The following is a 24,622-nucleotide window of genomic DNA, read 5'->3' as shown; positions in this document are numbered from 1 at the left end:
CGGAAGCAAATACCCTAAAAATCGGGGCCGCAGTCACGGTCCTCGCGGCCGAGATGCTGGTCGGGCTCGCGCTCTTAGTCGTCGTGTTGGGATAGCGCGTAGAACATACAGGGACACGAGAGGCAGGGATGTGAGCGACACCGCAGACACGCGAGAGACGAGCGCCACGGCTGGTCGGGTAGAAAGCGGCTGAGGGGAGTAAGCCCCCTTCTGTTCTTCCGAGTATTCGGCTGAGCGTCCGCACAGTCGTCCGGGCTACCTAATCCGCACGGACTTGCACCAGCGAGGTTTCGCCGTTCCATCCGTTCTCTCCGGTCGCGTGACTTCGCCACGCGCGTGGTTCCACCACGTGCGTTCCGGCGAGGCCGGAACGCTACCTCTGTGGGTCAACTCCCCGTTCCTTCACTCGGCGTGAGCCTTCGGTCGGTTCGGGTTCGCGCACCTCATCGGTCGCGGAGAGGGGTCTCGTTTCTGTTCCAGAGCCAGCGGTCTCCCGCTCCGGACTTGCGTCCGGTCGCCTGCCCGGACGGTGGGGGGACTTTCCTCACGGGCGCTCTGGCGAACCCAGACCGCTCGCGGGAACTCGGCTCCCTCTGCCAACCGAACGTAGCGCCCGGCCCGGTTTAAGCAATTCGGTGAGCCGAGGGTACGAGCGGCGAAATCCGAGATTACCCCGCAAAGAGGAGGCCGTTACCCCGTGATATCCTGTCCCACGTGAAACGTAGTGGGACATTTCCGTGTTTAGTATTGAAGGGAAGACTTGAAGGTACTTCCAGCCTAACGGGTTCATGTATGGCACAGGCTCAGGCAGTAACTCTTTCCTACGAGGATGGCACGCGGGCCGTAGAACTTGCACGCGAATCCGTCGAATCCTACGTCATCAACGGGCAGCGCGAACAGCCCGGTAGCATGCGCGAGGCGTTCTACGCGCGGACGGGAGTGTTCGTCCGGCTCGCGTCCACCCGAGGACGGGGCCGACTGCGGGGGTGCGACGGAGCCTACGAAGGCACCGACCAACTCGGTCACCTCATCGTGGACTCGGCGATAAGCGCCGCCAGCGACACCTCGTGTGGCTCCGAGGTCGAGGAGGCGGAGCTTCCGAACCTGAAAATCTCGGTCTGCGTCGTCCGCGACACCCAGTTCACCGAGGACCCGGTAGAGGACATCGAACTCGGCACCCACGGCGTCGCCATCGAGGGGCGAGGAGAACACGCGTGGATGTACCCGACGCTCCCCATCGAGAACAACTGGAGCGTCTTCGAGTATCTCGACCGGACGTGCCGGAAGGCCAACCTCCCCAAGGGCGCGTGGGAGGACGACGACGTGATGGTGACGCTGTTCGACGGGCAGGTTTTCAGCGAGCGCGAACCCGAAGGGACCGTCGAAGAGCTGTAAGGCCCCGTAGCTTGCCGTAATTTTACCAGATACCGCACTCTCGATAGCGAGGAGCTACGTCTCCTCGCGGAAGCCGACCGCCTCGGCGTCTTCCAGCGCGCGCTCGGCCGCCTCGTCGACGTCGAACTCGCGGACGATTTCGCCGTCCCGAATCAGCGGTTCGAGCAGGGCCTCGCCGCTCTCGGGGTCGGCGCGGTCGGCCAGACCGACGTGGTGGCCGCCGTCGGGCGTCCGGAAGGCCTGCTTCTTGCCCGAGAGCTTGCCGCGCTTGGAGACGGGGTCGCCGTCCAACTCCACGATGTCGAGCGCGAAGTCCAGCGGGTCGGCGTTGCTGACGTGGCCGCCGACGCCGAAGCCGTCGGCGAGGTCCCGCAGGTTCCGGAGTTCGTCTGGACCGAGGCCGCCGCTGACGAAGATTTCGACGTCCTCGTAGCCCCGGGCGTCGAGTTCCCAGCGGACCTCGCGGACGATGTGGCGGAAGTCCCCTCTGCGGGAACTCGTCGTGTCGAGTCGCACGCCGTCGAGGGCGTCGCCGAGCGCCTCGGCGGCGCGGAGGCTCTCGTCTTTCTCGTCGGAGTAGGTGTCGCAGATTGCGATGCGGGGGACCTCGGGCGCGACCGCCTCGTCGAAGGCCTCCCACGCCTCCTCTTGGTCGCCGAAGGCGATGACCAGCGCGTGGGGCATCGTCCCGCTGGCCTCGCGGCCCAGCACCTCGCCCGCCGCGACGTGGGAGAAACCGTCGAGTCCCGCGACGAGCGCGCCGCGCTCTATCATCGGCGCGATTGCGGGATGGACGTGGCGCGCGCCGAAGCTCAGCACCGAGGAGTCGGGCGCGGCCCGCCGCGCTTCGAGGGCGGCCGTGGCGACCCCGCTCTGGTGAGAGAGGAACCCGAGCAGGGAGGTCTCGTACCGCGCGAAGTCGAGATAGTCGCCCTCGATTCGCATCACCGGCCCGCCGTCGAACAGTCGCCCCTCGCGCATGGCGTCCACATCTACGGGCAAGCCTTCGAGCAGTCGGGCGGCGTCTTTCAGGCCCGCCAGCACGTCGAACTCGCCGGTCGGGAACTGGTCTTGAGTGACCTCGGCGACCACGCGCGGGTTCCGGGCGGCCGCCTCGAGGGTCTCCTCGGTCCGCAGGAAGTAGGCGTCGGTGGCCGTCCCGTCGCGGATGGCCGCCTCCGAGACTACGTCGAACCGGTCGCTCACCGCCACCACCTCGGGAGAGTCATGGCGAGACGTTCTGCCGCCGGAGCGAAAAAGCTCCCGCTTGTATCCGAGAAAAGATGGTGCGGCGAGGGAATTGCATCGAGAAATAGGGTTGTCTTCGAACCAGTCGTCAGGGGGCCGCAATTCGGGGATAGTGAACGTTTCTTGAAGCCCTCGCCCCTTCATCCCACCCTGCCGGATGTTTCGGCGAGCGTTCGCCGGTGGTTGCTCAGTTGAGTGTTCGCCGGTGGATTGGTCGGCCGGGCGTCCGCTGGCGGTTGGTCGGCCTGTCGTCGCGTCTTCGGGAGCGTCCGTCGAGCTACGCCGAGGAAACAAATTTATTTCTTTAAAAATTGCTTAGTTGTCTCTAAGACGTAATCACGCTTCTCACTGCGCCGAAAAAGAAAACCGCGAATCGTCGCTACTGCTTCGGTGCCGCGCCCTGCCGGACGCCCGAGAGGTCCTCGACCGACGGCGCGTTCACGATGACGACCGTGTCGCCCTTCTGCTCGATGTAGAAGGCGTCGTTGAACTCCTTGTCCTGCGGAATCTTCCACGTGTTGGCGCGGCCGTCGACCTTCTTCGCGCCGTTGTACTTCAGCAGTTTGTGGTAGCCCTCGACGAACTCTTTGGCGTCCTTCTCGGAGTCCCAGACGGATTTCCAGACGTAGCCCGTCTCGTTCGCCTTCGCGTCGGGGTTGGTGTAGACCGCGAGCCTGTCGCCGTCCCAGCCAGCCGAGTAGCTGCTGTTGTAGTTCAGCGGGTCGAACTCGCGCAGTTCGCTGGACCCCTGCTTCGTGTTGAAGAAGTCCCGCGCGGGGACGAGTTGGGTCTGGCCCTGACTCGGGTAGTAGGGGTACATGAACATCGTGAACATGCCAGCTTCGCCGACGCTCCCGTAGCTCGGCCGGTGTTTGAGTTCGAGGCGCTTCCAGCCGTCGCTGGTCTCGTCCTGAATCGAGAAGTCGGCGGGTTGGTCCTCGCCGTACTTGTCGGGGTGGATGACCTGCTCGGTGCTGGCGGGCGGGTTCTTGTAGACCTCGTTGACCGCTTCCCAGCCGCCGCGCTCGTGGATGGCCTTGACGAACGGCGGGCCGTCGCTGTAGGGCTGGAACTTGATGAGGTACGGACCGAGGTTGGTGAGACCGCCGTCCGAACTCGAAGTGGTGTCGGGGGTCAGGCAGTCGCCGTTCCACTCTTCTTTGCACTTCTGCGAGTAGAGATAATCGACGTAGTTACCGTCGCCTTCGATGATGCCGTCCTTCGCGTTGTGGAGTTCGCGCGTGGACTGGTCGTAGCCCGAGATGTTGAAATGCTGGTCCTGAAGCGCGTGGAACAGCTCCTGAGAGAGCGTAATCTCGTCGAGCTTCGGCGTCGTGGAATTCTCGGAGATGACGACGATACGCTTCTCGCTCGGACTGTAGAATCCGCCGACCCACGACCCGGAGTTGCGGTTCTGGACCGCGAGCGAGTCGGTCGACTCGTTTATCATGAACAGCGATTCGTACTTCACGTTGTCGAACAGCCGCCGATTGGCGGGCGTCGAGCTATCGCCGCTATTCTTCCGGAACTCCTCGCGGGTCTTGATTTCGACCGGAACCCGCTCTTTGAACTCCAGTTGCCGGACCTTCTCGACGCGAGCCATCGCGCGAGCGACCGTCGCGTTGAGTTCGGTGTCGTTGAGTCCGTCCTCGGGGTTCACGTCGAGCGTCTCGTTGTACCAGTAGCCCGCTTCCCACCCGAGAACGTCGGTCTCGGGGTCGTCGGGCTTCACCACCTGCTCTGTCTGGTCGGTGGTGGTCGCGTCCGACCCCGACTGGCCGGTGTCGGTCCCAGCGACTGGCTGGGTCGTAGTGGCTTCCGTATCGGTCGTCGGTCCCGCACCGGGGGCCTGCGAACACCCCGCGACGACGAGCATGAGAACGACCGCGATTGCGATTGTCGTGCGCATTTCCTGTGACCGTCACGTAGGCCTACACGCTCAAAAAGCTCTTGATAGACGGATGAAATCAACCCTCCTCCGCGATGGGGGCCTCGGGAGGCAGCGACCGCCTGCGAGACTCGACCGTTGACCTGTGGCTCCCGACCGTCAGAAAACGTTTTCGACCGCAAGCGACTACGGTAGCGTATGAGCTTCGACCCGGAAACGACTGCGGTCGTGGTCGTGGACATGCAAAACGGCTTCTGCCACCCGGACGGGAGCCTCTACGCACCGGCCAGCGAAGACGCCCTCGCGGACGTGACCGAAGTTGTCGCCGCCGCGCGAGAGGCGGGCGCGTCGGTCGTCTACACCCGAGACGTGCATCCGCCCGAGCAGTTCGAGGACAACCACTACTACGACGAGTTCGACCGCTGGGGCGAACACGTCCTCGAAGGCTCGTGGGACGCGCGACTCCACGACGACCTCGACGTGCGCGAGGAGGACCACGTCGTAGACAAGCACACCTACGACGCCTTCTACCAGACCGACCTCGAAGGCTATCTCGACAACCACCAGATAGACGACCTCCTCATCTGTGGGACGCTGGCGAACGTCTGCGTCCTCCACACCGCGGGGAGCGCCGGACTCCGAGACTATCGGCCCGTGCTGGTCGAGGACGCGCTTGGCTACATCGAGGAGGAACACAAGGAGTACGCGGTCGGGCACTCGGACTTCCTGTTCGGCGAGGTGACGACGAAGGGGGCCATCGAGTTCGAGTGACTCGGGCACTTCGGTCTATCTGTGACCGACGATTCCGAGACCGGCGACCCCGAGTACGACGTGAACTTCCGCGAGAACCCCGAGGAGTACGAAATTGGCCGCGGCAAGCAGGGGGCGTTCAAGGTCCAGTCCTACAAGGACGAACTCTTGGCGAACTGGCCGTCAAGAGCCTCGACGCCGCCGAGGAGCCGGCCGAAATCATCTTCGAGCAGTTCCGGCAGTACGAGCGGGACGGCGACTTCGTCGGGACGGACTTGGCCCGGAAGTACCTCCAGATGGGGTACACGCGGGCGATGCGCTACGCCAAGTACCCCGGCGGGCAGAAGTACGAAGGCGGGAAGGAGCGCGAACCGCAGGAGTGGTACGACGACGAGAAGCGCGAGATAGCGAAGCGATTCGAGGCCAAGTGGGAGCAGGTCCGCGAGGACGAGCAGTACCAGCGCCTGAAGGACCAACACCGGCAAGCGCACGGATGACGGCTCTGAGAACCGAGAGACCCGCTACTCGTCGTCGAAGTAGATGTACTGGAGCGCCTGCCGAACCAAGTAGTCTTTCTCGACCGGGTCGTCGGCCACGAGCGCGTCCGAGAGGTGGTCTTTCGCGCGGGAGTCGTCCGTCGCGGAACTCGAACCGGAGTCGGCGTCGGCCCAGTCGAGGAGTTCGAAAATTCGCTCGTCGCCGACGAACCGGACCGTCTCCGTCTGGGCGTCGTACTCGATGACGTCGGCGGTGACCAGACTCGGGACGCCCTTGTGGTGGAGCGCGACGACGACGTCCTCGAAGTCGGCGTCCTCGGCCCGGTTCGCCACGTAGCGCGCGAGGTCCGTGATAGTCGCCACTCGGTCCTGTGAGTTCCGGAAGTACCGGACGACCATCCGGCGTCGGAAGTCGGTCAGCGCGGCGAACGTCTGGTCGAGTTCCCGCGTCGAAAGCTCCTCGCGCTCTATCGCTTGCCCGTCCGCCGACTTATCGCACCCCTCTCCGTTCGCCGGGTGAGTGAAACCACTTTCTTCCAAACCGTTCCCTCCCATATTCACGTAGATGAAGCATCAGAGGATGTACCTTCGCCCTTAGAAAGTAGGGAAGCGAGTCTGACAACTCATGCAGGAGGTCGGAAACGTCGGCACGAGGTCGGAGGTTTTCAGGCCCGGAACGGCCGAACCGAGTTCGCTTCCGACAACGGAAACACCGTCGCGCGCTCGGCGGAAGTCAGCGAGCGAACGCCACTTCGACGCGCTCGCCCACCTCGAAGTCGACCTCGGGACAGACCAGTTTCGCCCCGAGCGCCTCCCGGGCGAAGAAAAACGAGAGGCCGGTAATCGGCGTCCCGTTCGCCTCGACCGTCACGTCGTCCCACTCTATCGTCCGGTCGGCGGCGGCTCCGACCCGCTGGCCCGCGAGCGAGACGGGTTCTCCTCCGGAGTCGCTTCTGAGAACCCCGCCGCCGTCGTAGTGCGGGAGGCCGCCGTCGAGAACTCCGCCGGTTTCCGGGGCGATACCAGCGAATCGCTTTCCGGAAGCGGGGTGGTCCGGCGCGTCGAGAATCGCGTAGGTCTCGGCCGTGGCGAGGACCTCGCCGCGGCCGTCCCACGGGACGCCAGCGAGTTCGAGGGCGTCTGCGAGTTCGATTGGAAGCGACCCCGAGGCCCGGAAGGGGTTGGCGTCCGAGTCCCGAAACCCGAGGTGGATGTGGTTGTCCACCCACGGCGCGAAGAATCCCGAGCGCACCATCTCGCCGAGCGAGTCGCCGCGGGCGATTTCGTCGCCGGGTTCGACCGCGGGCTCGACGTGGAGCATCCGGGCGAGGGAGTCGCCGGTATCGACCACGATGAGGTGGTCCTCTTCGGCGGCGTAGGGTTTCGGCGGCGCGGAGACCGACCGCGTGGCGACGACTTCGCCCGCGACCGGACTCGGCGCGGCGGTCTCCCGGGCGTCGTCGTCCGTCTCGTTCTCGGACTCTCGCCAGTCGCCCTCGTGGGGATAGAGGTCGATAGCGCACCCCTCCTCGTGGGCGGCGTACGGCGAGTTGTACAGCGAGAACCGCGGGAAGCGTTCGAGGAGTTCGGGGCCGACCGTGACCATCGTCCACCTCTCGGAGACGCGAGGGTTTAGGTACTCCGAATGTGAAAGGTCGGTCATGCGCGTACTTCGCGGCCGGGCGGCGAGTCGGGACGCCGACCGGGAGGTCGTCGCCGGGATGCTCGAACGCGCCGCCGAAACCGGCGAGGAGTCGGTCAGGGTCTGGCGGCCCCACCGGCAACTCGCCTTCGGGCGGCGGGACGCCCGCGCCGACGACTACGAGGTTGCGACGAAGGTCGCCGACGCCTGCGGGTTCACGCCGGTCCAGCGGTCGGTCGGCGGTCGAGCGGTCGCCTACACCGGCAACACCCTCGCGTTCGCCAAGGTGGTCTCGCTCGACGACATGCGGGTCGGCATGGACGAACGCTACGAGGAGACCACCCGCGCCCTCCAGCGGGCGCTCTGGCGACTCGGGGTGCCCGCGGCCCGCGGCGAACCCGAGGCGAGCTTCTGCCCGGGCGACTACTCGCTCCAGCGCGACGGAAAACTGGTCGGGGTCGCCCAGCGCGTCCGGAAGAACGCGGCGCTGATCTCCGGCGTCGTTGTGGTCCGCGACCACGAGGAGATCGCCGACGTTCTGGAACCGGTCTACGCCGCGCTCGACGTCGCCTTCGAGGCGAAGTCGGTCGGCAGCGTCGCCGAGGCGGGCGGGAGCGACGACCCCGAGGAGGTCGCCCGGACCATCGAGGAACTGCTGGTGGGCGACCAGCCGGAAATCGTCTCGGTCGCGGACGTCGCCGACGTCGAACCCGATACCGAGTACTGACACGCTTTTGCGGGACGACCGCCGACCGGTTCGGGCGGCGGTCGGTGCGACAATCCACCGGAGAGCGACCAGTGTCCCATTCCACCAGCAAACGCCCGGTGGCCCAAACCACCGAAAGCACCCGGTGGCCCAAACCACCGAAAGCACCCGGTGGCCCAATCCACCGCAAAAGCTCGGTGGAAGAACCGGCAGTCTGGGTGGACTGAAAGGGGCCGCCCGGTCGCGGGCCGACAGGCCCGTGGTCGTCTCAGCGACCCCTATCTGACGCAACTACGTCCGTCAGATATGTCGCTGAGCGACCGCGACCGGGCGGGGGCTTTCTAAAACACATTCACGACCGAGCTGACGGTTCCGTCAGGACTCTCGACTGCTCACTCGAACACACAACCTCATATCCACAGAAGCCATATCGGGAGGCTTAGGACGCCCACCCCCGAACCAACCCCCAATGCTTACCATTCGGAACGCGACGCTCGCCGACGGTCGGGAAGTGGACGTGCGAATCGACACGTCCGCGGGCCGCATCGCGGGCGTCGGCTCGACGCTGACCCACTCGGGCGAGTCCATCGACGCCGCCGGGAAGCTCCTCCTGCCCGGGATGATAGACACCCACGTTCACTTCCGACAGCCCGGATTCCCCCACAAGGAGACGTGGGAGACGGGGAGCAAGTCCGCCGCCGCGGGCGGCGTCACGACCGTCGTGGACCAGCCGAACACCGACCCGCCGACCGTGGACGGCGAGGGCTTCGACCGGAAGGCCGAGTTGGCCGAGGAGTCCTACGTCGATTACGGCATCAACGGCGGCGTGACCGAGGACTGGGACCCCGACGAACTCTTCGACCGGCCCCTGCTGGCGCTCGGCGAGGTCTTCCTCGCGGACTCGACCGGCGACATGGGCATCGAGGAGGACCTCTTCCGCGAGGCGGTCGAGCGCGCGACCGACGAGTACCGGGTCGTGACCGTCCACGCCGAGGACGCCGACCTGTTCGACGAGGAGGCCACGGAGCGCCCCGGCGACGACTACGAGGCGTGGAGCGCCTACCGGACCGCCGAGGCCGAGGCCGCCGCAGTCGAGCGCGCGGTCGAAATCGGCGAGGAGGCCGACGCGAACGTCCACATCGCCCACACCAGCACGCCGGAGGGCGTGGACGCCGCGAAGGACGGCGACGCGACCTGCGAGGTCACGCCCCACCACATCTTCCTCTCGCGCGAGGACTACGACGAGTTGGGCACCTTCGGGCGGATGAATCCGCCGCTCCGGAGCGAGGACCGACGCGAAGCCATGTTCGAGCGCCTCGCGGACGGGACCATCGACATGGTGGCGACCGACCACGCGCCCCACACCCGCGAGGAGAAGGACGCCGGCATCTGGGACGCGCCCAGCGGCGTGCCCGGCGTCGAGACGGCCCTGCCGCTTCTCCTCGAAGAGGCTCGGAAGGACAATCTGAGCTACGAGCGCGTTCGGGACATCACCGCGGCTAACCCCGCCGACGTGTTCGGCCTGACCCGGAAGGGGAAGGTCGAGCAGGGCCTGATGGCCGACCTCGTGCTGGTGGACCCCGACGACGCCCGCGAGATTCGCGGCGAAGACCTCCACTCGAAGTGCGGATGGACGCCCTTCGAGGGCATGCAGGGCGTGTTCCCCGAACTGACGATGGTCCGCGGCAACGTCGTCTACGACGCGGGCGAGTACGACGAAGTGACCGACGGCGAGTTCGGCGGGCCGGTCGGCGAAAACGTCCGCGAGTAAGGGAAGTCAACGATTGCCAAGCGAGCGGACATCGACGAAGTAGGTTTTTGTAATTTCTCTTTTTGGATTCGTTCCCTTTGAACGAATAGCCAGTTTTGTCTCGGGAGAGTGAAAGAGTTGCCCAGAAAGTCGCCGTTATGTATTCATCTGTCGTAGGGGTTTTTGTCGGCGAACTCCCGCCGACTGACGCACCGCTCTCGAACGACCATCAACCACTTGGGTACTCGTCCGCCGAGGAAACCCGGGAGGTCATCGATGATAGACCTCCTACTGGGAGGCCTTCCGAAGGGGGCCTCCGCTGACGGGGCCTTGCTCGGACCCCCGTCGCTCCAGTTTCGCCGCGCCGTAACTCGAACCAACCAGTCTCGACTCGGCGTGAGACTTACCACCTCCGACGGCGACTACGTAGCCATGCGTGGGGGAGAAATCACGATTCCGGCGGACGGCGTGACGCTCGACGGCGAACTCCTCGTCCCCGAGGAGGCGTCGGGAATCGTCGTCTTCGCGCACGGCAGCGGCAGTTCGCGGTTCAGCCCGCGGAACAACTTCGTCGCCGAGCGACTCCGAAGTCGGGGTCTCGGGACGCTCCTGTTCGACCTGCTGACCGAGGAGGAAGACCGCGACTACGAGACGCGCTTCGACATCGACCTGCTGACCGAGCGACTGCTGGCGGCGACCGACTGGCTACGGGACCGGGAGGACGCCGCCGACCTGCCGCTTGGCTACTTCGGGTCGAGTACCGGCGCGGCCGCGGCGCTCCGGGCCGCGGCCGACTGCGACGACGTGACCGCCGTGGTCTCGCGCGGCGGTCGGGTGGACCTCGCCGGAGACGCGCTCTCGGGGGTCAACGCCGCGACGTTGCTCCTCGTCGGGAGCAAGGACGACGCGGTCCTGTCGCTGAACCGCCGTGGCTTCGAGCAGTTGACCGGCGAGAAGGAGTTGACCGTTATCGAGGGGGCTTCCCACCTCTTCGAGGAACCCGGCAAACTGGAGGCGGTCGCCGACGCGGCGGCCGACTGGTTTGCGGACCACTTCGAGGGGGCAGGCGGCCAATAGAATATTTCTAAGAGCAACCAAACTATATCTTAAAGAAATGATTTGATTGCTATTCGGTCGCTCGCGTCGGTCACGCCACGCCGTCGCGGATGACGGGGGCGAAGGCGTAGCCGAGTGCGCTGACCGCCAGAATCGCGGCGAACGCGCGGGCGGGTTCCTGAGCGGCCTGCCAGAGGACGAACGCGAGCCCGAGTCCGACGGCGATGGCTTGTCGAGCGACTTCTTTCATAGACGGGCGTATATCGAACAGGCCACTAAACTGAGGGGGTTTCAGTTACTGTGTTACATCGGTTATCCAATGTAACTGACCCAAGAACCCTTCGTGTGACCATAACGGTTATACTTCAACAGGACTAACATGTAGTTGAGGATGCGAGTCAGACCCGTTGGCTAGAACCCTCGGGGGTGACTCGGTTAGGGTCGTGGGGTAATGGCCTACGACCTGTTGACATCCGTTTACTCTAGTACTCGAACGCCCCGAGGTACTCCTTTAGCGACTCTCGTTCGAGCTGGTCGAGAATCCCGGGGTACTGATTGCTACCGTCGTAATCGGGGCTTTCCGGACACTTTCCTCGTATCCACGAAACGATGCGTGTCTTTTCCACGTTACCGTAGTCCGCGGTTAGCGACCCCATCGCGTAGAACGAAGCGGGGTCTGTATCTGGTTCTCGCCAGTTTTCGTCTATCCACCCGACACAGCCGTCGAGTTCCGTAATTTGATCTATCCGCCCCTGTTCGACTCGTTCTCTCACGTACCCCGAAATGAAGTCCGCGGCCATCACTTCCGGGTACGTCAAATCGGCCTTCGGAAGTGCGCTCACGTACACCGAACCGAAGTTAGATTGAAAGTTTCCTCCGAAGAACGTCGACGCCTGTACTCGGAGGTATTCCTGATTCTTCCCGTAAGTGTCTTCAGTCCCGTCCGGAACTAACACAGAACTACCTTCATACGATTCGTGAGATTTGGTAATCGTCTTTTTGGAGAGTAGACAGACGGCGGCGGAACACACGTCGACGGTAACCCTTTCCCACCCGAACGTCATCGCCCAATCGAACTCGCGCGCGGACAATGCTTCGATGAATCGTTCAACGCGCCGGGACCGCTCTTCTGCCGATGAACACCGTGACGCCAACCCTTGAGATTTCGCACGCCACGGGGCGAGTTCGCAGGAGACGAGTAACTCCGCGAGTTCTTCGCTCCGACTCCGGGGACAGCGGACTGCGACTAACGAAAACGGTTCGTCGTCACCCATCGGGCATCCGGATTCGTCGATGCCGATTACGTGTCGAGCGCGACGAGTTTCCCTACCTGACGACTCACGTATCTGTACCTTCCGCACGAATATTCACTAACCGACAAGTAATGTGTTGCAGTATTTAACTCCGGCTTCTCGGAAACAGAACGAAAAAGCGCCCTACACCACGCTTCCGACGACCATCGTCGCCAGACTCGCGCCGAGCATCCCGCCGACACCGACGCTTCCCAGCACCGTCATCGCGCGCCGGGAGTCGGCCTCCGACCAGTCGGAGCGCCCGCCGATGTGGCGCTGAAAGTTCTCCATGCCTCTGCCCGCGAACACAGACCCGGACCAGCCCAGAAGCGAGAACCCGAAGACGAGCGCGCCGACCGCGAACACTTTTTCGCTGGCGAACCGGACCGACTCGCCCGAGGCGACCAGTATCGGGACCGCAATCGCGGCCAGCATCGCGCCCAGCAGGAGCGCGCGGCCGAGTTGCCGGGCGCGCTCTCGGGGGGTCGGCGAGTCGTCGCGGGTCCGGTCGCCGCCGGAGGCCTCCTCGCCGCGAGGAGAGTAGTCGGAGTCGGTCGAATCGCCCGAACGCATCGGTCAGTCCACGGTCTCGCGCATCCGGGGGTCGAGCGCGTCGCGCATCCCGTCGCCCAGCAGGTTGAACCCGAGGACGGTGATGGCGAGGAACAGACCGGGGAAGAACGACCACCACCAGTCGCCGGTCAGCAGGCCGTTCTTCACGCCGTTCGACAGCATCAGGCCCCACGAGGGCGTCCCGGCCTCGGCACCGAACCCGAGGAACGAGAGCGCCGCGAGGTCGATGATAGCCAGTCCGAAGTTGAGCGTGGACTGGACCGTGATGGGCGCGAGGCAGTTGGGCAGGATGTGCCGGACGATGACGCGGGGGTCTTTCGCCCCGAGGGCCTCGGTGGCCTCGATGTACTCGTCTTCCAGCACCTTCAGCGCCGCACCGCGGACGACGCGGGCGAACCGCGGCGTGTACACCAGCGTCAACGCGATGACGACCTTCCAGAGGCCGGTGCCGAAGATGGCGACCAGCGCCAGCGCCAGCAGTAGACTCGGGAAGGCCAACAGCACGTCCATCGTCCGCATGATGACGTTGTCAGTGATGTCACCGTAGTAGGCCGCCAGAATGCCGAGGCCGACCCCAAGCAACGTCGAGGCTCCGACCGTGATGGTGCCGTACTTCATCGCCAGCCACGTCCCGTAGAGGACCCGCGAGAAGATGTCCCGCGACTGGATGTCCGTGCCGAACGGGTAGGCGAACGTGCCGTACTCGCCGGTGATGGCGGTCTTCTTCGAGAGCCAACTCGGCGGCGCGAGGTTCGGGTTCGTCCCGATTTGGCTCTGGGTCACCGACCCGAGGTCGACGAACAGCCGGGAGTAGAGCGCGATTGCGACCATCGCAAAGATAATCGTCAGTCCCGCGACGGCGAGGCGATTCGACAGCAGTTCGGAGAGGAACGGGGAGGCGCGGAGTCGCTCGACGATTCCGCGCTGGCCCACGTCCTCGGTTTGGGTTTCGGTGCTCATTGTTCAATCCTCGGGTCGAGATACGAGTAGGTCACGTCCACGAGCAGGTTCACCAGCGTGAACAGGCCCGCGAACATCAGGACGGTTCCCTGCACGACAGGGTAGTCACCCACCTGAATCGCGCTCACCAGCAGCGTGCCGATGCCCGCAATCCCGAAGACGGTCTCGGTCAGGACCGCACCGCCGAGCAGGGTGCCGAACTGGATGCCGATGACCGTCACGACGGGGATGAGCGCGTTCCGGAAGCCGTGTTTCAGGATGGTAATCTTCGAGCCTTGGCCCTTCGCGCGGGCGGTCCGCATGTAGTCCTGCCGGATGACCTCCAGCATCGACGACCGCATCATCCGCGAGATGAGCGCCATCGAGTAGATGCCGATGACCGCCGCCGGGAGGAACAGGTGCATCGCCGCGGACTCGAACGCCGCGAAGTTACCCCGGACGAGCGTGTCGAACGTGATGACACCCGTGATTGGGTTGATGTCGAACGTCGAGGCGATGCGACCACTCGCCGGGAACCAGCCCAGCACCTGCGCGAACAGCAGGATGAGGAGCGGGCCGCTCCAGTAAATCGGGACGCTGATACCCGCCAGCGCGCCGATTCGCGTCACGTGGTCGCTGATGGCGTCCTGTTTGATGGCTCCCAGTAGGCCGACCGGAATCCCGAACAGGATGCCGAGGAACTGGCCGTAGAGGGCCATCTCCAGCGTGACCGGGAGCTTGTAGCGCAGAATCTGCTTGACCGGCGTGCCCTTCTGAATCTGGTAGGAGTTACCGAACTCCAACTGGACCGCCTCCAGCAGGAACCGGCCGTACTGTACCCAGATGGGGTCGTTGAGTCCGAGTTCCGTCCGGACCTGCCGGACGAACTCCTCGGACGCTCGCTGACCCGCGATAACCCGTGCCGGGTCACCGGGTGCGAGGTGCAGGATGGCGAACACGAACGTCGCCACCCCGAACAGCACCGGGACCAGCAGTAGGAGTCGCTTGATAACGAACCGCTTGGAAATCATTCACTCGCAGAATTGACCGCAGGGGTCAAAAAAGGCTCGCTACCGCCGTGTCGTCGTCGGGCGACTTCCGGCGAGCGAAAACGGGTGTTCGGGGGTCAGCCGGGCTGACTTACTGTTCGAGCGACACGAGGTTGAGGAAGGGACCGCCGATAGGCGCGACGGTGTAGCCCTTCACGTTCTCGCGGACGCCGCGGAGAATCTTGGCGTGGTCCATGGCGACCCACGGGCACTCCTCGTGGAAGATTTCGGCGGCCTTCTGGTACTTGGGCTTGCGCTCGCTGGTCTTGTAGGTGGACTGGCCCTCCTCGGTGAGCTTCATGAAGTCGGTGTTGGCCCACGCGGCGGCGTCGAGCGTGTTGACGTTGTCGTGGTTGTCCGGGTTGATCCAGTCCTGCCCGTCCGGCACCGCGCTCCGGTCCACGCCGGGGTGGAGAAGCGCGTAGTAGAAGTTGTCCGGGTCGCCGTTGTCGGTCATCCAGCCGAGGAAACAGGCGTCGTGCTTGTAGTTGTTAGTGTAGTCGAGGAAGGGGTTGAACGGCATCTGCTTGATGTTGACCGTGATGCCCACTTCCTTGAGGTTCGACTTGACCGTCTGAGCCGCCTGAACCGGCGAGGGGTTGTAGGTCCGCGGGTTCTTGAACGTCGCCAGTTCGAACTCGAAGCCGTCGCCGTGTCCGGCCTCTTCGAGGAGCTTCTGGGCCTTCTCCTGGTCCTGCGGGTAGGGGTCGATGTTCTCGTTGTACCCCATCACGCTGGAGGGGATGGGCTGGCTGGCCTCGGAGGCGATGCCCTTGAAGATGGTGTTGACGATAGCCTTCGTGTTGATGGCGTAGTTGACGGCCTGCCGGACCTTCTTCTTCCGGAAGGGCTCGAACTTCGACATGTTGAACGCCATGTAGCCGACGTTGATGCCGGGCATCTCGAGGAGTTCGGCCTTGTCGGAGTTCTCGACGACCTTCGAGGACTGCGCGCCGAGGCCGTCGATGATGTCCGCGCCGCCCGAGACGAGCGTCTGGGCGCGGGAGCTGTTCTGGCCGACTGCGGTGAAGACGAGTTCGTCGACCTTCGCCTTCTCCTCGCCCCAGTAGTCGTCGTTGGCCGACAGACGGATGCGCTGGTTGCCGGTGTCCCAGCTCTCGAACTTGAACGGGCCGGTCCCGACCGGGTTCTTTGCGAGGTCCTTGCCGTACTTCTCGATGGCCGAAAGCGAGTGGACCTTCGAGCAGAACATTGCGAGGTTCTTCAGGATGGGCGCGTAGGGCTTGTTGAGTTCGATAGCCACCTCGTAGGTGCCCTCCTTGCTCACCGAGCTAATCCAGTTACCAAGCGCGTAGGGACCGTAGGCCGAGGCGTACTTGGTACCGGGGTAGTGCTTGTAGTCCTCGTCCACGAAGCGTCGGTAGGTCGCCACGTAGTCCTCGGCGGTGAACTCGTCGCCGTTGTGGAACTTGACGCCCTCGCGGAGGGTCAGGCTGACCGTCTTGCCCTCGACGTTCCACTCGGTTGCGAGTCCGGCCTTGAGCGAGGTCTCGCCCGGCTCGAACTCGATGAGACCGTCGTAAATCTGGTTGGTGACCTTGGCGTCCTCGCCGCTGGTCGTGTTCTGGAAGTCGAGGGTCCCCGAGTCGTTCCCGCGAGCGAACGTGAGGGTCCCGCCCGAGCTCTGGGACTCCTCGGTCGTCTCGTCGGACTCCTCGGTCGTGCCACCGGACTCGGTGGTTTCCTCGGTCGTCGTCGCATCGCCTTCGCCGTCGCCGGTACACCCGGCCAGCGTGGCCGCGGCAGTCGCACCGCCAGCCGCTTTCAGGAAACTGCGCCGCTTCAGATTGTCATCTGTCGCCATAGGCCACCATGCTCACACCTCCCACATAAGTATGCCGGACCTGTAAGGGGAGAAAAATAGAGCTATAACTCGCTATCGAGTTTTTGTTCGGAAAACGGTCGAAGAATTAGAGTCGGCCGGTCAGTTCGACAGACTGACCTGCTTGAGGAAGGGGCCGCCAATCGGCGCGACAACGAAGTTCTGAACGTTGTTACCGACGCCGCGGAGTTCCTTCGCGTGGTCGATGAACACCCACGGAGCCTCCTCGTGGGCGATTTGGGCCGCCTGCTTGTAGAGGTCGGCGCGCTCCTGTTGGTTGTACGTCCGCTGGGCCTGCTCGGTCACGTCCATGAACTCGGTGTTGGCCCACGCGGCCACGTCGAGGGTGTTGAAGCCCTCAGTATCCCAACTCACCCAGTCTTGGCCCTGCGGCACCTGGTCCTGCGAGACGCCGGGGTGGAGCAGGGCGTAGTAGAAGTTGTCCGGGTCGGCGTTGTCGGTCATCCACCCGAGGAAGCAGGCGTCGTGTTTCCCGGTACTGGTGTAGTTCAGGAAGGGGTTGAACGGTTGCTGGTTGATGTTGACCGTGATGCCGACCTCGCTGAGGTTCGATTTGACCGTCTGGGCCGCCTGAATCGGCGACGGGTTGTAGGCCCGCGGGTTCTGGAAGGTCGCCAACTCGAAGGTGAAGCCGTCGCCGTACCCCGCATCGTTCAGGAGTTGCTGGGCCTGTTCGGGGTCGTGCGGGTAGGGGTCTAACTCCTCGTTGTAGCCGAAGAGGTTCGACGGAATCGGTTGACTGGCCTGCACCGCGATGCCCCGGTAGATGGTGTTGACGATTGCCTCGGTGTTGATGGCGTAGCTGATGGCCTGTCGGACCCGCTTGTCGCGGAAGGCCTCGACCCGGGCCATGTTGAACGCCATGTAGCCGATGTTGATGCCTTCGGTCTCCAGCAACTCCGCCTGTTGTGCCCCCTCGACAATTTGGGCGGACTGCGCGCCGAGGCCGTCGATGATGTCCGCGCCGCCCGAGACGAGCGTCTGGGCGCGAGTCGTGTTCGACCCGACCGCGGTGAACACGACTTCGTCTACGTTCGGCCCCTCGCCCCAGTAGTCGTCGTTGGCCGACAGCCTGATGCGCTGGTTGCCTTGGTCCCAGTTCTCGAACACGAACGGGCCGGTCCCCATCGGGTTCGTGCTGAGGTCGGTCCCGCGCTCCTGAATCGCCTGTTCGGACAGCACGCTCGACGCGAACATGGCGAGGTTCCGGAGGAAGGGCGCGTACCGCTGTTGCAACTGGATGGTCATCTCGTAGTCGCCGTTCTTCTCGATGCTATCGACCCAGTTACCGAGCGTGAACGGTCCGTACGACGAGACGTAGTCGTCGCCCGGATAGTACTCGTAGTTCGAGTCGGTGAACCGCCGATACGTGGCGATGAAGTCGTCGGCGGTGAACTCGTCGCCGTTGTGGAAGGTCACGCCCTCCCGAAGCGTCACCGTGGTCTGCTGACCTTCGAGGTTCCACTCGGTCGCCAACCCCGCGATGAGTTCCGAGGTACCGGGCCGGAACTCGATGAGCCGGTCGTAAATCTGGTTGGTGACCTTCACGTCCTCGCCGCTGGTGGTGTTCTGCGGGTCGAGCGTGCCCGAGTCGTTCCCCCGGGCGAAGGTGAGCGTGCCGCCCCCTTGCTGTTGGGCCTCCTCGGTGTCGGTTTCGAGGTACCCTGCCACCGAGGCCGACGCCGCCGCGCCGCCCGCCGCTTTCAGTAAGCTCCGCCTTGAAACGGATGTGTCGTTTGAAGTCATCCGACTATATCATCAATGATTTTGGATAAAAGCGTACGGGAGGGGTTTGGCGGGCGGTTCGATTAGTTCAAAACTCCTCTCGGGCCGGAACCATCGCGGGCGAAAACTGCCGGAAACAGAATTAGCGGAGCGTCGCCGAACTCACACCGAGTCGGGTTGGTCGTAGAGGTGGCAAGCCGAGGGGTGGGCCTCGTCCTGTAGCACCGGACTCTTGCGCTCGCAGACGCTCTCGAAGTGTTCGCGCAGGAGCGACGCCGCCCCGTCCCAGTCGTCCTCCGCGAGGAGGTCGAACGACTCAGAGACGATTTCTCGGGGACGGCCCTCTGGTTCCACGTCGAAGAAGAGGTCCCAGAGGACCTGCTCGAACGCCTGCTCGGAAGCCGCGGGTCGCCCGCCGTCTGCGGCAGTTGCGGTCTCGGCCTGCGCGCCGTCGCCGCTGGCGGCCTGGTCCCACACGGCGTCGAGGTCGATTGCCTCGTCCTCGACGCGCTCGCGGTAGTCCATCACGCTGCGGTAGGCCTCTTGGTCGATGTCGATGTCCTCCGGCGGGATGATTTGGGGACACCGCGTCCGGAAGTGACACCCCGACGGCGGGTCGATGGGCGAGGGCACGTCGCCTTCGAGGATGATGCGGTCGTCGGTGTCGATGCGGGGGTCGGGTTCCGGAATCGCCGACAGCAGGGCCTGCGTGTAGGGATGCTTGGGGTCGGCGAACAGTTCGTCGGTCTCGGCGACCTCCACGATTTCGCCGAGGTACATCACCGCGATGCGGTCGGAGATGTGACGGACGACGCTCAGGTCGTGGGCGATGAACAGGTACGTCAGGCCGAACTCCTCCTGCAAGTCCTCCAGCAGGTTCAGAATCTGGGCCTGCACCGACACGTCGAGCGCCGAAACCGGTTCGTCGGCCACGATAAAGTCGGGGTCCACGGCGAGGGCGCGAGCGATACCGACGCGCTGGCGCTGACCGCCGGAAATCTCGTGGGGGTAGCGGTCGTACTGGCCCGGTTCGAGGCCGACCGCCTCCATGAGTTCCGTGACCCGGTTCCGGCGATGTTGCTTCTTCGACATTCCCTCCGGCGGGGCCTCCTCCGGCAGGTCGTGGATTTTCAGCGGTTCCATGATGATTTGGCCGACCGTCATTCGGGGGTCGAGGCTCGACAGCGGGTCTTGGAAAATCATCTGCATGTCCTTGCGCTTGTCGCGCAACTCCTCGCGGTCGAGTTCCGAGAGGTCGGTGCCCTGGAAGACGATTTTGCCCTCGGTCGGCTCTTCGAGGTGGAGCAGGGTCCGACCCGCGGTGGACTTGCCGCATCCGGACTCGCCGACGAGGCCGACCGTCTCGCCCTCGTAGATGTCGAAGCTCACGCCGTCGACGGCTTTGACGCTCTCGACTTCGTCGGCCAGCCACTCGTCTATCATGCCGTCGGCCCGCGAGAAGTGCTTCTTCATGCCATCGACGTGCAGGAGTCGGTCGCCGATGTCGTGGTCCGAGGTGGTGATGCCCTCGCGGTCCTCGCCGTACTCGCTCCTGTCGAAGTCTTCGAGGATGCACTTCGCGCGGTGGTCCACCTCCTCGGGACCGTGCTGGAGGTTCGGAATCTCGCCCTCGGTACACTCGGGTTGGGCCCACGGGCACCGGTCGGCGAAGTGACAGCCCTCGGGCATGTCGATGAGGTCCGGCACGTTGCCCTCGATGGGCGTGAGGCGCTGTTTGTCCTCGCGCGGGATGGACTCGAGGAGCGCGTAGGTGTAGGGGTGGCTCGGATTGTGGAAGATTTCGTCTACGGGACCGACCTCCACGATGTCGCCAGCGTACATCACGGCCACGCGGTCGCAGGTCTCGGCGACGACGCCGAGGTCGTGGGTGATGAACAGGACGGACATGCCCAGTTCGTCCTGCAGTTCGTTGATGAGGTCGAGAATCTGGGCCTGAATCGTCACGTCGAGCGCGGTGGTCGGTTCGTCCGCGACCAGCAGTTTCGGCTGGCAGGCCAGCGCGATGGCGATGAGGACGCGCTGGCGCATCCCGCCGGAGAACTCGTGGGGATACTCGTCGACGCGCTCGGTGGGTTCGGGGATGCCGACCTCTTCGAGCATGTCGATGGTATCCTGCAGGACCTCCTCGTCCATGTCCTTCCCGCCGAGACTCGGCGCGATTTCCCGGACCGCGTTCCACCACGAGTCCTTCTTTCGCCCGCCGTACTGGTGGAGGCGCAGGCTCTCTGCGACCTGCTCACCCACGGTCAGCGCGGGGTTGAGCGAGGTCATCGGGTCCTGGAAAATCATGCTCATCTCGCCGCCCCGAATCTCGCGCATCGCGTTCTCGGGAGCCGAGAGCAGGTCGAGGTACCCCTCCTCGGGGAAGACGAAGTCGCCGACGCCGCCGGGATAGCGCTCGGCGAAGTCGGCCGTTAGCTCCTCGTGGTAGAACTCGGCCTCGCCGCTCGCAATCCGGCCGGGGTCGTCCACGAGTTGCATCAGCGAGAGCGCGCTCACGCTCTTGCCGGACCCCGACTCGCCCACGAGACCGACCGTCTCGCCCTCCCGAATGGTCAGGTCGAAGTCGTCTACCGCCTCGACCACACCGCGCTCGGTGTTGAACTGCGTCCGCAGATTCGAGATTGACAGTAAGTCACTCACAATTAGTCGGAAGTGGTAGGTCCGCGGGCAAATACCTTTCCACTTTTCCAGCGGACGCGACGGCGGGACGGCGAGGGGCTAGCAGTCGAAGACTCGACCGGGGCGCGGGTCCGCGCCGTCTCTCGAACTCGTGGTAGCTCTGCCGACTCGTCGGTTTCTGTGGGGTGTTTTGGGTAGTCGGTCGAATGATAGAGTCGGCGCGCGCTGGCGCGGCGTCGTCGGGAGCGAAGCGACCGACGGCTCGACAGACGCGGTTTGTCTGTCGGCGTCTCGTCGCCGCGCCATCGGCGTGCGAGGTCTGCGGGAGCGTAGCGACCGCAGGCTCGGCAGAGCTTGTCTCTGCCGGTGGATGACTGAACGACCGAACGTAGTGAGGGAGTGAAGGAAGAGGTTGGGGAGGTGTGAGGCCCGCGGTCGCTGTTGCGGGGCGGTTGCGGTGACTCCTCGGCTCAAGCCTGAAGCTAGCTCCCTCGCCACTTTTTCCGCGTCTCGATAGCTCCTTGCGTTTCTGTCTCGACTCTCAGACTCACTCCTCGAACCGACGACAGAAATAAGACAATTCACTAAAGAAATAAATACATTTGCTAAAGAAATCTACACAAATCTATAGCCCAATAGAATCGTACTCCGGCCCCGAAGCAGCCCCGTCACCGAGGTTTAAGAGGCGTCCGACAGTAGCACCTGCCATGATAGATTCCGTCGTCATCGCCACCGACGGCTCGGAGAGCGTCACCCGCGCCGTGCGAGTCGCGCTCGACCTCGCCCAGCGGTTCGACGCCTCGGTTCACGCCCTCTACGTCGTGGACACCGGCGAAGTCGACTCCTCGCCCGAGGAGCTACGCGACGAACTCCGCAGCGCGCTCGAATCGCAGGGAGAGGAGGCCCTCGACGCCGTCCGGGACCACGCCGACCGCGAGGTCACGACCGCGGTCCGCGAGGGTCGCCCCGCCGCCGAAATCACGGAGTACGCCCGCGAGCAGGACGCCGACATGGTGGCGACCGGGACGCGGGGTCGCCACGGCGAGAATCGGTTCCTCATCGGGAGCGTCGCCGAGCGGGTGGTCCGGTCCTGCCCGGTTCCTGTGTTGACCGTTCGGCAACTGGAAGACGAAGGGTAGTGGGTTTGGAGGACGTGAGGCTGCAACTGCCGACAATAGAACCGGTGTGAACCGCAGAACCAGTGTGTTTTCGTCTTCTTGAAGCCCCCGGCCGCTCGCGGTCGCTGGTCGGCATATCCGGGCCTCTCCACACCGCCCGGCCCGGATAGAGGCCGACCAGCAACTAAATTAAACGCGAGCGACCGGCCCCTTCACCCCACCCACGGTGGTTGTTCCGGCAAGCGTTTGCCCGTGGTTTGGTCAGTCAAGCGCGTCCCGGTGGTCTGTTCCACCGAGCGTTTGCCCGTGGTTTGGTCAGTCAAGCGCGTCCCGGTGGTCTGTTCCACCGAGCGTTTGCCCGTGGTTTGCTCCACCGAGCGCATCCGCCGCCGCGGTTGGCCTGCTACCACGCCACACGCCTCGCGTCGCCCGACAACCGAGGATTCTTCCGCGCTCCCCCCGGAAGGAAAGGCATGAAAGATTACGTCATCGACGACGACAACCTCTCTATCGAGCGCAAGTCGATTCTGCCGGGCGAGGGCTTCTTCGTGCCCGACTCGGTCGAGGAGGCCAAAGAGGAGGCCGAGGCCGAGGCGACCCTGACCGGGGCCGACGTGGCGGTCGTGGCCGACCCCGACGCCGACGGACTGGCCTGCACCGCGCTGGTCCGGGAGGCCTACGGCGAGGGCGCGCTCATCGACGCCGGGCCCCACGACCTCGAAGACGCGCTGGAGCGGGTCGTGGAGTACAGCGAACCCGGCGCGACCGTCTTCGTCTGCGACCTCTGTCCCGACACCTACGACGAGGTGGGCGAGTCGCTGGAACTCCTCGTAGAGCAGGCGGGCGAGGTCCTCTGGTACGACCACCACCAGTGGACCGACCCCGTGGCCGACGCGGTCCGCGACGCTGGCGTCGAGTTGGTCGTCGGCGACAGCGAGGAGGAGTGTACCGCCGACGTGGCGGTCCGCTCCATCGACTACGACTTTCCGGACTACCTCGTGGAACTCGCGGCAGTCACCCGCGACCACGACCTCTGGATTCGAGACGACGAGCGAAGCGACGACCTCGCGGACTTCTCCTACTGGGCCGAACCCGAGGAGTACATCGACGCCGTCGCCGAACACGGCGCGGACCTGCCAGAAGACGTCGAGGAGTTCCTCGCCGAGATGCGCGTCGAGAAGGACGCCCTCATCGAGAAGGCGGTCGCCCGCGCCGACATCGAGGAGATCGGCCCGTGGACCGTCGGCGTGACCTACGGCCGGTGTTCCCAGAACGAGGTCGCCGAGGCCCTCCGCCAGCAGGGCACCGACGCCGCAGTAATCGTCAAACCCTCCGGAAGCGCCTCCATCCGCGGCACCGACGAGTTCGAGCGTGCCCACGAAGTCGCCCGGCAGGTCAACGGCGGCGGCCACCCCAAGGCGGCGGGCTGCAAACCCCGAATCTACGACGACATGCTCGACTACGCCCACCACTGGACGACCCGCGGCGCGACCGCCAAGCAGGTCATCATCGAGGCGTTCTACAATCTGGCGCGGGACGAGGAAGGCAAAGAGGGCGCAGACGAAGCAGAGACGGAAGACGAAAACTGACTACCCGTCTTCGGGGTCCTTCTCTGCTTCCTTCTGCTGGCGGTCGTACCGCGCCGACGTGATGCCGAGTTTGGCGAAGAACTTTCTCGCACGTGGCGTTCCTTTCTGAATCCAAGAGGGTTCGAGTTCTCTACCCGTCTTTCGTGATTTAACCATGCCGACTTCTTAGTCCTTATAGACTAAATAGGTTCGGACTGTCGTGACCAAGACGATGGCGACAACGAAAATCAGGAACGGCCGAACTCCGTATGCTATCCGGAAGACAACCATACTCGCCGAAACGAGAAGCGAAACGACGCCAAACGAGAGAAAGAGCTGAACGAACTCGAAGTACGTAGCCATTCGCTCGATTTCTTCGGCAACGATAGCCGACCACTCGTCGTAGTTGTCCAGCACACTCACCACCCATTCGTCTTTAGTATAGCCACCAGTAGTGGCCTCGTCTCGATGCACGGAACTGATGCCAGTCGGGTATTCGGTCACGGAATAGACACCGATGCCGAAAACAATCGAGACAGCCAAGGCCACGACGCCGAGCGCTCCAAAGAGAACCGGTAACACCGTAGCTTCCCCGACAGCACCCGGACCACCGACGCTGACCGCCGACACCACTAACCCGACCAAAATCACCGCGGTCTGGACGCTCCGCATCGCCTTGTCGTCGATTTCCTCCATCGTCTCGACCTTCTTGTCGTACTCCCGGCGCGACTCTTCGACCGCGTTCTCCAGCGCCTCGGTCGCCGACGTGTCCGGCGGGAGTGCATCCGACGTATTCGGACCACCGTTCATGGGCCGGGCATTCTGCGCTATCATTTTTCAACCTCCGGACGAACGAACCGCTTACGACGACGGGCTGGCGGGCCGGGAGTCGGGTGGGCGGCAGGGCGGAAACCGCGGC

General features: G+C 64.3%; 21 protein-coding genes, 1 other RNA gene and 1 pseudogene. 8 read left to right on the top strand and 15 right to left on the bottom strand.

Annotated elements, in window-relative coordinates; translation table 11 throughout:
* Positions 1-187: 187 nt before the first annotated feature.
* Positions 188-598: RNase P RNA component (gene rnpB / locus EPL01_RS00425), an RNA gene on the bottom strand.
* A gap of 194 nt (positions 599-792) precedes the next feature.
* Here rnpB and EPL01_RS00420 point away from each other — a divergent pair.
* Complete coding sequence (locus EPL01_RS00420) at positions 793-1,395, top strand: TIGR00296 family protein (RefSeq protein ID WP_135823297.1); 603 nt, start codon at positions 793-795, stop codon at positions 1,393-1,395.
* A 54-nt stretch (positions 1,396-1,449) separates the two neighbouring features.
* Here the strand turns inward: EPL01_RS00420 and EPL01_RS00415 are convergent, their stop codons facing one another.
* Positions 1,450-2,601: a nicotinate phosphoribosyltransferase gene (locus tag EPL01_RS00415; RefSeq protein ID WP_210424024.1), complete on the bottom strand. Its 1,152-nt coding sequence runs from the start codon at positions 2,599-2,601 to the stop codon at positions 1,450-1,452.
* 421 nt (positions 2,602-3,022) lie between these two features.
* Entirely contained in the window at positions 3,023-4,552 is a 1,530-nt protein-coding gene (locus tag EPL01_RS00410) for an Hvo_1808 family surface protein (protein ID WP_135823295.1), read from the bottom strand.
* Positions 4,553-4,729: 177 nt separating this feature from the next.
* Here EPL01_RS00410 and EPL01_RS00405 point away from each other — a divergent pair, with 177 nt between their 5' ends.
* A complete protein-coding gene (locus EPL01_RS00405; protein ID WP_135823294.1) occupies positions 4,730-5,302 on the top strand; it encodes a cysteine hydrolase family protein in 573 nt (190 codons plus the stop codon).
* Positions 5,303-5,323: 21 nt separating this feature from the next.
* Positions 5,324-5,778, top strand: a pseudogene (locus EPL01_RS00400) (DUF4385 family protein).
* A gap of 24 nt (positions 5,779-5,802) precedes the next feature.
* On the opposite strand, the gene EPL01_RS00395 reads toward EPL01_RS00400, so the two are convergent.
* Both EPL01_RS00395 and EPL01_RS00390 read right to left on the bottom strand, forming a co-directional pair.
* Positions 5,803-6,318 (bottom strand): DUF7344 domain-containing protein, encoded by a 516-nt coding sequence (locus EPL01_RS00395; protein WP_135823293.1) that lies wholly within the window; start codon positions 6,316-6,318, stop codon positions 5,803-5,805.
* 193 nt (positions 6,319-6,511) lie between these two features.
* Positions 6,512-7,441, bottom strand: a complete 930-nt coding sequence (locus EPL01_RS00390) for a DUF8155 domain-containing protein (protein ID WP_246045593.1) — start codon at positions 7,439-7,441, stop codon at positions 6,512-6,514.
* On the opposite strand from EPL01_RS00390, the gene EPL01_RS00385 reads away from it, so the two are divergent.
* From EPL01_RS00385 to EPL01_RS00375, 3 genes are all read left to right on the top strand, one after another.
* Positions 7,440-8,147 carry a lipoate--protein ligase family protein gene (locus tag EPL01_RS00385; RefSeq protein ID WP_135823292.1) on the top strand — a complete coding sequence of 236 codons (708 nt, stop codon included), beginning with the start codon at positions 7,440-7,442 and terminating at the stop codon, positions 8,145-8,147. The two genes, EPL01_RS00390 and EPL01_RS00385, sit on opposite strands and share 2 nt — an antisense overlap.
* A 448-nt stretch (positions 8,148-8,595) precedes the next feature.
* The gene (locus EPL01_RS00380) at positions 8,596-9,897 is read left to right on the top strand and encodes a dihydroorotase (RefSeq protein ID WP_135823291.1); all 1,302 of its coding nucleotides are present in this window, start codon (positions 8,596-8,598) and stop codon (positions 9,895-9,897) included.
* Between the two features lie 411 nt (positions 9,898-10,308).
* A complete protein-coding gene (locus tag EPL01_RS00375; protein WP_135823290.1) occupies positions 10,309-10,953 on the top strand; it encodes a dienelactone hydrolase family protein in 645 nt (214 codons plus the stop codon).
* A 70-nt stretch (positions 10,954-11,023) separates the two neighbouring features.
* Here the strand turns inward: EPL01_RS00375 and EPL01_RS21315 are convergent, their stop codons facing one another.
* The 8 genes from EPL01_RS21315 to EPL01_RS00340 all read right to left on the bottom strand — a co-directional run bounded on the left by EPL01_RS21315 (position 11,024) and on the right by EPL01_RS00340 (position 21,038).
* Entirely contained in the window at positions 11,024-11,182 is a 159-nt protein-coding gene (locus EPL01_RS21315) for a hypothetical protein (protein WP_168215771.1), read from the bottom strand.
* 232 nt (positions 11,183-11,414) lie between these two features.
* Positions 11,415-12,206 carry a hypothetical protein gene (locus EPL01_RS00370; RefSeq protein ID WP_135823289.1) on the bottom strand — a complete coding sequence of 264 codons (792 nt, stop codon included), beginning with the start codon at positions 12,204-12,206 and terminating at the stop codon, positions 11,415-11,417.
* A gap of 162 nt (positions 12,207-12,368) precedes the next feature.
* Complete coding sequence (locus EPL01_RS00365; protein WP_135823288.1) at positions 12,369-12,797, bottom strand: DUF7268 family protein; 429 nt, start codon at positions 12,795-12,797, stop codon at positions 12,369-12,371.
* 3 nt (positions 12,798-12,800) lie between these two features.
* Positions 12,801-13,757 carry an ABC transporter permease gene (locus EPL01_RS00360; protein WP_135823287.1) on the bottom strand — a complete coding sequence of 319 codons (957 nt, stop codon included), beginning with the start codon at positions 13,755-13,757 and terminating at the stop codon, positions 12,801-12,803.
* A complete protein-coding gene (locus EPL01_RS00355) occupies positions 13,754-14,767 on the bottom strand; it encodes an ABC transporter permease (protein ID WP_135823286.1) in 1,014 nt (337 codons plus the stop codon). The genes EPL01_RS00360 and EPL01_RS00355 overlap by 4 nt, the downstream gene beginning before the upstream one ends.
* A gap of 109 nt (positions 14,768-14,876) precedes the next feature.
* A complete protein-coding gene (locus EPL01_RS00350; RefSeq protein WP_135823285.1) occupies positions 14,877-16,610 on the bottom strand; it encodes an ABC transporter substrate-binding protein in 1,734 nt (577 codons plus the stop codon).
* 120 nt (positions 16,611-16,730) lie between these two features.
* On the bottom strand, positions 16,731-18,395 hold the full coding sequence (locus EPL01_RS00345) for an ABC transporter substrate-binding protein (RefSeq protein WP_135823284.1): 1,665 nt from the start codon (positions 18,393-18,395) through the stop codon (positions 16,731-16,733).
* Positions 18,396-18,536: 141 nt separating this feature from the next.
* On the bottom strand, positions 18,537-21,038 hold the full coding sequence (locus tag EPL01_RS00340) for an ABC transporter ATP-binding protein (RefSeq protein ID WP_135823283.1): 2,502 nt from the start codon (positions 21,036-21,038) through the stop codon (positions 18,537-18,539).
* A 686-nt stretch (positions 21,039-21,724) separates the two neighbouring features.
* Here EPL01_RS00340 and EPL01_RS00335 point away from each other — a divergent pair.
* Positions 21,725-22,156, top strand: coding sequence for a universal stress protein (locus tag EPL01_RS00335; protein WP_135823282.1), 432 nt, complete (start codon positions 21,725-21,727; stop codon positions 22,154-22,156).
* A gap of 452 nt (positions 22,157-22,608) precedes the next feature.
* Positions 22,609-23,724, top strand: coding sequence for a DHH family phosphoesterase (locus EPL01_RS00330; RefSeq protein WP_135823281.1), 1,116 nt, complete (start codon positions 22,609-22,611; stop codon positions 23,722-23,724).
* Here the strand turns inward: EPL01_RS00330 and EPL01_RS21310 are convergent, their stop codons facing one another.
* Positions 23,725-23,880, bottom strand: coding sequence for a hypothetical protein (locus EPL01_RS21310; protein WP_168215770.1), 156 nt, complete (start codon positions 23,878-23,880; stop codon positions 23,725-23,727). It abuts the gene before it with no gap.
* A gap of 9 nt (positions 23,881-23,889) precedes the next feature.
* A complete protein-coding gene (locus EPL01_RS00325; protein WP_135823280.1) occupies positions 23,890-24,537 on the bottom strand; it encodes a hypothetical protein in 648 nt (215 codons plus the stop codon).
* Positions 24,538-24,622: the final 85 nt, after the last annotated feature.

The sequence above is a fragment of the Halorussus ruber genome (assembly GCF_004765785.1).
GTDB lineage: Archaea > Halobacteriota > Halobacteria > Halobacteriales > Haladaptataceae > Halorussus > Halorussus ruber.
Note: the sequence above shows the minus strand (reverse complement) of the source record. Positions and strands in the feature narration are given on the sequence as shown.

Bases quoted from the DNA above. Each gene is read 5' to 3' on its own strand.
- EPL01_RS00355 (WP_135823286.1), bottom strand. From the start codon at position 14,767: ATGATTTCCAAGCGGTTCGTTATCAAGCGACTCCTACTGCTGGTCCCG.
- EPL01_RS00345 (WP_135823284.1), bottom strand. From the start codon at position 18,395: ATGACTTCAAACGACACATCCGTTTCAAGGCGGAGCTTACTGAAAGCG.
- EPL01_RS00350 (WP_135823285.1), bottom strand. From the start codon at position 16,610: ATGGCGACAGATGACAATCTGAAGCGGCGCAGTTTCCTGAAAGCGGCT.
- EPL01_RS00370 (WP_135823289.1), bottom strand. From the start codon at position 12,206: ATGGGTGACGACGAACCGTTTTCGTTAGTCGCAGTCCGCTGTCCCCGG.
- EPL01_RS00365 (WP_135823288.1), bottom strand. From the start codon at position 12,797: ATGCGTTCGGGCGATTCGACCGACTCCGACTACTCTCCTCGCGGCGAG.
- EPL01_RS00420 (WP_135823297.1), top strand. From the start codon at position 793: ATGGCACAGGCTCAGGCAGTAACTCTTTCCTACGAGGATGGCACGCGG.
- EPL01_RS00325 (WP_135823280.1), bottom strand. From the start codon at position 24,537: ATGATAGCGCAGAATGCCCGGCCCATGAACGGTGGTCCGAATACGTCG.
- EPL01_RS00380 (WP_135823291.1), top strand. From the start codon at position 8,596: ATGCTTACCATTCGGAACGCGACGCTCGCCGACGGTCGGGAAGTGGAC.
- EPL01_RS00405 (WP_135823294.1), top strand. From the start codon at position 4,730: ATGAGCTTCGACCCGGAAACGACTGCGGTCGTGGTCGTGGACATGCAA.
- EPL01_RS00410 (WP_135823295.1), bottom strand. From the start codon at position 4,552: ATGCGCACGACAATCGCAATCGCGGTCGTTCTCATGCTCGTCGTCGCG.
- EPL01_RS21310 (WP_168215770.1), bottom strand. From the start codon at position 23,880: ATGGTTAAATCACGAAAGACGGGTAGAGAACTCGAACCCTCTTGGATT.
- EPL01_RS00375 (WP_135823290.1), top strand. From the start codon at position 10,309: ATGCGTGGGGGAGAAATCACGATTCCGGCGGACGGCGTGACGCTCGAC.
- EPL01_RS00330 (WP_135823281.1), top strand. From the start codon at position 22,609: ATGAAAGATTACGTCATCGACGACGACAACCTCTCTATCGAGCGCAAG.
- EPL01_RS00385 (WP_135823292.1), top strand. From the start codon at position 7,440: ATGCGCGTACTTCGCGGCCGGGCGGCGAGTCGGGACGCCGACCGGGAG.
- EPL01_RS21315 (WP_168215771.1), bottom strand. From the start codon at position 11,182: ATGAAAGAAGTCGCTCGACAAGCCATCGCCGTCGGACTCGGGCTCGCG.
- EPL01_RS00360 (WP_135823287.1), bottom strand. From the start codon at position 13,757: ATGAGCACCGAAACCCAAACCGAGGACGTGGGCCAGCGCGGAATCGTC.
- EPL01_RS00335 (WP_135823282.1), top strand. From the start codon at position 21,725: ATGATAGATTCCGTCGTCATCGCCACCGACGGCTCGGAGAGCGTCACC.
- EPL01_RS00390 (WP_246045593.1), bottom strand. From the start codon at position 7,441: ATGACCGACCTTTCACATTCGGAGTACCTAAACCCTCGCGTCTCCGAG.